The sequence below is a fragment of the Cryobacterium sp. MLB-32 genome (assembly GCF_000738085.1).
In the GTDB taxonomy this organism is placed as follows: Bacteria; Actinomycetota; Actinomycetes; order Actinomycetales; family Microbacteriaceae; genus Cryobacterium.
Genome location: NZ_JPRS01000140.1, coordinates 1 through 5,056, shown reverse-complemented (window position 1 = coordinate 5,056; position 5,056 = coordinate 1). Strand labels below are relative to the sequence as shown.

Genomic DNA, 5,056 nt, shown 5'->3' with positions numbered 1-5,056 from the left:
GCGTGCCGCGGAAAAGCCAGATGTATGCCCCGCTGACTGCAAAGAGTACGACGTTCTTGGACATACGCATGACGGCCAGCAGGATGCCACCCAGAACGCCAATAATGAGGCTCACGACGGTGAGCCAGACGGTCGTCCACAGACCCGACAGGATTGTGGGGTATGCCAGGTACTGGGCAATCACCTCCCACCGGATGGAATCGTTGGTTGCGATGGCGTTCACAAACGCGACAATCACCGCTACCACGATGGCACCCGAAATCCACTGGCCATACTTGCGGCTTTGCACGACCCGGAGACCGGGCGCGGCCGGCGAAGCCACTTCCAGCGTCCCGGTCTCCGTTTCGTGAAATGACATCGTTACTCGATTTCGCCATTGATGGTTGCGGAGTCGACAGCGCCGGTACCAACGTTGTGGGCATCCAAGACCTTGGCGTAGGTCCCATCGTCGATCAGCGACTGGAGCGACGCCTGAATAGCGTCACGCAGGTCGGTGGAGTCCTGACGGAACATCATGCCCACGAGGGTTGGCGTGATCAGCTCGGTGTTCGAAACCTCAAAGGTGCTGCTCTTGCCCTGCTGAGCAATGTTGTAGCGCGCCACGGCATCCTGTACGAGCAGGGCGTTCACCCGACCACTCTGTACCTGCAGGAATGCCGTCTGATTGTCGGGCAGCGAAACGATGTCGACCTTCTTGCTGGCGCAATCGCCTTCGTTGAGGGCAACCAGCATGCTCTCTTGAGCGGATGCCTTCAAGACCGATACCGGCTGGCCACACAGGTCAGCCATCTCGGTGATGTTCTCGGGGTTTCCGGTCTTCACAACAATGCCCTGGCTGGACTTGTAGTAGTTCACGAAGTCGTACTGGGCCTGACGCTCGACGGTGTTTGTGTACCCGGCCGCGAGCATGTCGAATCGGTTCGCGTCGAGGGCCGGAAGAAGCCCATCGAATGCGGCGTTGGTCAGCTCGAAGGTGACGCCAAGTCGCTGGGTGAGAGCGGTCACGAGGTCCGGGTCCAGTCCGACAATCGTGGCGCCGTCGGCGTCGAGATACTCATAGGGAGCGTACATGGCCTCGGTACCGATCTTGATCACCTTGCTGGCCTGGATATCGGCGGGCAACATCTCAAAAAGGGCACTGTCGGCGCTCACTGCCGCCTCCGGGGATGTCTCAGCAGCCGGGGCGGCGGCCGGGGCGCATCCAGAGAGTAGGGCGACCGATGCCAGTCCAGCGACAATGACGGCGATTCGCGGACGGATATTTCGCGTCGGGCGGGTGTTCGCAGAGAACATATTTTCCTCGATTATTGTGATGGGCCGTGCAGGATGAGCGGTGCTGTTGTGGCGGTGCTGAGCGGGAAAATTAGAGGTGAGTGGGCGCGAACATCGTGAGATGGGCGCGAAGAACGACGACGGTGGGTCCGTCAACGGCCCAGGCTTCGACGAGGTCGGCTGCAAGCGTTTCTGGAGTGCTGTTCCAGGCGGGCACGCCGAAGGAGGCCGCCAGAGCCGGAAAATCGGGACGGGACAGTTCGGTGCCGATGGCTTGACCAAAGCTCGCGACCATGTACTCCCGAAGGATTCCGTAGCCGCCGTCATCGACGATCAGCCAGGTAACCGGGAGGTTGTGTTGACGTGCGGCAGCCAATTCGGCGATCGAGTACATGGCGCCGCCGTCGCCGGAGACGGCCAGGGTACGTCGGCCCGTTCCCGCGGCTGCACCGAGAGCGGCCGGAAAACCGAAGCCGAGTCCACCGGCACCCTGAGCGCTATGAAATCCACCGGTCCGGGGATCCCAGGCCGACCACGCCCAGTATCCGGCGATGGTCATGTCCCAGAATGTCTCGGCGTCATCCGGAACGGCCGAGCGAATGTCTGCCAGCAGCCGTCGTTCGAGGCCAAGGTCTTGGCCAGTGAGCCGTTCCTCTACATTGCCCAGGAGCGCGCTCACCGTGCGCTCCACGTCGGAGTGCTGTGCAGGCTGAACGGCATCGGCGAGAGCCCGCAGTGCCAGGGCCGCGTCGGCGTGGATGCCCAGCGCCGGGTGGTTGGATTCGAGCACCCGGGCCTCGGCGTCGATCTGAATGAGGCTGCCGGTGGGTGCGAAGGTGAAGTAGTTGCTGGTGATCTCCCCCAACGAGGTGCCCACGACCAGGAGTACGTCGGCGTCTTCGAGCAGTTGAGTGGTGTGCGCGTCCTCGATCCAGGACTGTGCGCTTAGCGCGTGATTCCACGGGAAGATTCCCTTGCCGCCGGGAGTGCTCACCACCGGGGCCTGGATTCGTTCAGCGAGCGCACGGAGTTCCTCGTGAGCTCCGGAGCGCCGCGCGCCACCGCCGGCGAGAATGACGGGGTTTCGTGCTCCGTCGAGCAACCGCGCCGCCTCTTCGATGAGTTCTGCCCGTGGTGCGCGTGCAACGGCAACCGCCCGCACGTCGATCACGCGGGGAAGAAGAGTTGCTTCAAGCAGCACGTCCTGGGGTATTTCGACCCAGACGGGGCCGGCCGGGGCAGAGATCGCGAGCGTCCAGGCATCCGCAATGGCCGAGGGGATCTGACCGGGCGTGCGAACGAGCCAGGTGTCTTTGGTGACCTGTGCCGCGGCATCGCGCTGGTCGTCGAGCTGATGCAACAGGCCTTTCCTGGCGCCTCCCAACCCCACGCGGGGAATCTGGCTGGCAATAACAACGAGCGGCACGCCTGTTGCGTGCGCCTCCTGCAGGCCCGCAAGCGCCGTGAGGGCACCGGGGCCGGTCGACAGGAACAGGACACCCACCTCTCCGGTGGCCCGGGCATACCCGTCTGCGGCGAAGGCTGCATTGTTTTCGACCCGCGAGCTCACGAAGTGAAGGTGACCGCGGCTGAGGGCATCGAAGAGCCCCAGGGCATGCTGCCCGGGGATTCCGAAGACGGTTCGGGCACCCAGCGCTTCGAGGGTTTCGACAGCAAGGTCACCGCCGGTACGTCGATTGTCGGTCATGTTCCGCGGTCCCCTGCCTCAAACCACGACACCCGTGATTTCCTTGTGATGTAACTAAAGTATTCCGTCAGTAAACAAGAAAGCAAGGTTTTTGTGCCAAAGGCGACTTTGTAACACAGAGTTCACACAGCGCGCGAAAACACGAAACACGTCCAGCGGGGGCTCAGCCGCGGCTCAGCCAACCGGCACCCACGCATCGCGCAGCCTGTGGCCGGAACCGCCAGCAGTGTGCAGCAAACCCTCAACCGCCAGGGGCGTCGGGCCGAACATTTCAGCGGACGCGGGTTAGACCGAGCCCTCCCATGCGGCTGGGGCCAGAACCCAGATGAGTTCCGTTTCAACGACCGGATCAGCGACCCAGGTGTGCGGTTCGCGGCCATCGAACGTGAGGGAATCCCCCGCGGCGAGCTGCCACGTGCGGTCGCTGAACTGGACCGTCAATGAACCGAACAGCACGTGTACGACGTCAACGGGCGAGTTCACGGTGTAGAACTTGTCCCCTCCGGTGCCTCCCGGAACCACCGTGGAACGCACCAGCTGAACCCGGCCCTCACGGCGCGGGCTGAGAAGGCGTTCATTGACGCCCACGCCGCCGAGGTTGATGTGCGGCGCGTTCTCCCACGTCACAAGTTCACCGGCGGAGGACAAGAACAGGTCACCGATGCTCACGTTCAGAACTTCGCAGAGGGCAACGAGCGTTGCCACACTCGGTGAGGTCATATCGCGTTCGATACGGCTGATGAAGCCCTTGGTGAGTCCTGTCGCAACAGCGAGCTGGTCAATCGTGAACTGCTGCGCACGGCGGGCTGCGCGCAGACGACTGCCAATGGCCGCCCGCTGGTTAGAGGGTTCGACAGGCATTGGACGCATGGGTTCTCCTGACAACGCAGATGTGAGAATCCCATTCTGACAGGTGAATTCGCTTGTTGCTGGAAAAGCAACATATTATGCTTTCAGAACAACCACGTGGCCGAGATGTGCACATGGTGTGCAGAGAACCCAAGCGTCGCACTGGTGGGGCGCAAGACGTGAAGCCCACGAAAGGACACCTCAGATGACCATATTCAGCGACTCGACCATGGAACTATCGGACGGCAAATTCCACCGTCTCATGGGCCCCGAGGCTTCGCCGCCATTCTCCGATCACGGCGAACTCGAATCCGTCTGGGGGCGCCGTTGGGGTGCAGCCGACGAGGTAGGAAGACTTCGCTCGGTACTCATGCGCCGCCCGAGCCGCGGCCTGGCACACATCACCGAGGCGGCGTGGAATGAGGAACTCGGAGCACTCGTAGATCCGCACCGCCGGTGGTACTGGACCGGCCCCGACGCCCCCGACATGACCCTCCTCGACACGCAGTACCAAGGCTTTGTTGACGCGCTCACGGAGAACGGCGTTGAGGTCGTCTTCGCCCCCGAACTAGCCGACACGTTCACCAAGGCCGTCTATACACGCGACCCCCTCGTCACCATTCCGGGCGGCGCAATTATCGGCCGCCTCGCCCCGCGCATGCGCCGCGGCGAAGAGCAATCCATTACGCAGACTGTCGCCGCCGCGGGTCTGCCGATTCTCGGCACCATCACGGGCGAGGGGCTGGTCGAAGGGGGCAGCTTCGTGAAGGTGCGCAAGGACCTGGCATTTTTCGGCACCTCCGTGCGATGCAACCCAGAGGGATACCGTCAGCTGGCCCGAATACTCGACGAACAGGGAATCGCGCTCAAGCAGGTCAACCTGCCCGGTTACCTCATTCACCTCGACATGTGTTCGGTCATGCTCGACGACAACCTTGCCCTGGTCAACCCTCGCCTCGCTCCTTACGACTACATGACGGCCCTCTGGGACCTGGGAATTGAAACCCTCGAGGTGGACAGTCGCGAAGAATGGGCCTGCAATATGCTCGTCCTCAACAAAAGAAAGGTCATCATGCCCGATCATTTGCCACGAACTGCCTCGATGCTGCGCGACGAGGCCGGGATCGACGTCACCGCAATTCCGTTCCGCGAAATTCTCAAAAACGGTGGCGGTCTGCACTGCTCAACAATGGAACTCCAGCGTGACTGGGCTTAGCGCGGGGCACC

At 62.4% G+C, this 5,056-nt stretch carries 4 protein-coding genes and 1 pseudogene; 1 reads left to right on the top strand and 4 read right to left on the bottom strand.

Going from position 1 to position 5,056, the window contains the following annotated elements; genetic code table 11:
• The 4 genes and pseudogenes from JF66_RS13395 to JF66_RS13380 all read right to left on the bottom strand — a co-directional run.
• Positions 1-358: pseudogene (locus JF66_RS13395) on the bottom strand (hypothetical protein); the annotation flags it as partial.
• A gap of 2 nt (positions 359-360) precedes the next feature.
• Positions 361-1,293 (bottom strand): ABC transporter substrate-binding protein, encoded by a 933-nt coding sequence (locus JF66_RS13390; RefSeq protein ID WP_051973527.1) that lies wholly within the window; start codon positions 1,291-1,293, stop codon positions 361-363.
• Positions 1,294-1,363: 70 nt separating this feature from the next.
• A complete protein-coding gene (locus JF66_RS13385; RefSeq protein ID WP_035878939.1) occupies positions 1,364-2,980 on the bottom strand; it encodes a thiamine pyrophosphate-binding protein in 1,617 nt (538 codons plus the stop codon).
• Positions 2,981-3,265: 285 nt separating this feature from the next.
• A complete protein-coding gene (locus tag JF66_RS13380) occupies positions 3,266-3,850 on the bottom strand; it encodes a helix-turn-helix transcriptional regulator (RefSeq protein WP_035878938.1) in 585 nt (194 codons plus the stop codon).
• Positions 3,851-4,034: 184 nt separating this feature from the next.
• Here JF66_RS13380 and JF66_RS13375 point away from each other — a divergent pair, with 184 nt between their 5' ends.
• Entirely contained in the window at positions 4,035-5,045 is a 1,011-nt protein-coding gene (locus JF66_RS13375; protein WP_035878937.1) for a dimethylarginine dimethylaminohydrolase family protein, read from the top strand.
• Positions 5,046-5,056: the final 11 nt, after the last annotated feature.

Bases quoted from the DNA above. Each gene is read 5' to 3' on its own strand.
- JF66_RS13390 (WP_051973527.1), bottom strand. From the start codon at position 1,293: ATGTTCTCTGCGAACACCCGCCCGACGCGAAATATCCGTCCGCGAATC.
- JF66_RS13385 (WP_035878939.1), bottom strand. From the start codon at position 2,980: ATGACCGACAATCGACGTACCGGCGGTGACCTTGCTGTCGAAACCCTC.
- JF66_RS13380 (WP_035878938.1), bottom strand. From the start codon at position 3,850: ATGCGTCCAATGCCTGTCGAACCCTCTAACCAGCGGGCGGCCATTGGC.
- JF66_RS13375 (WP_035878937.1), top strand. From the start codon at position 4,035: ATGACCATATTCAGCGACTCGACCATGGAACTATCGGACGGCAAATTC.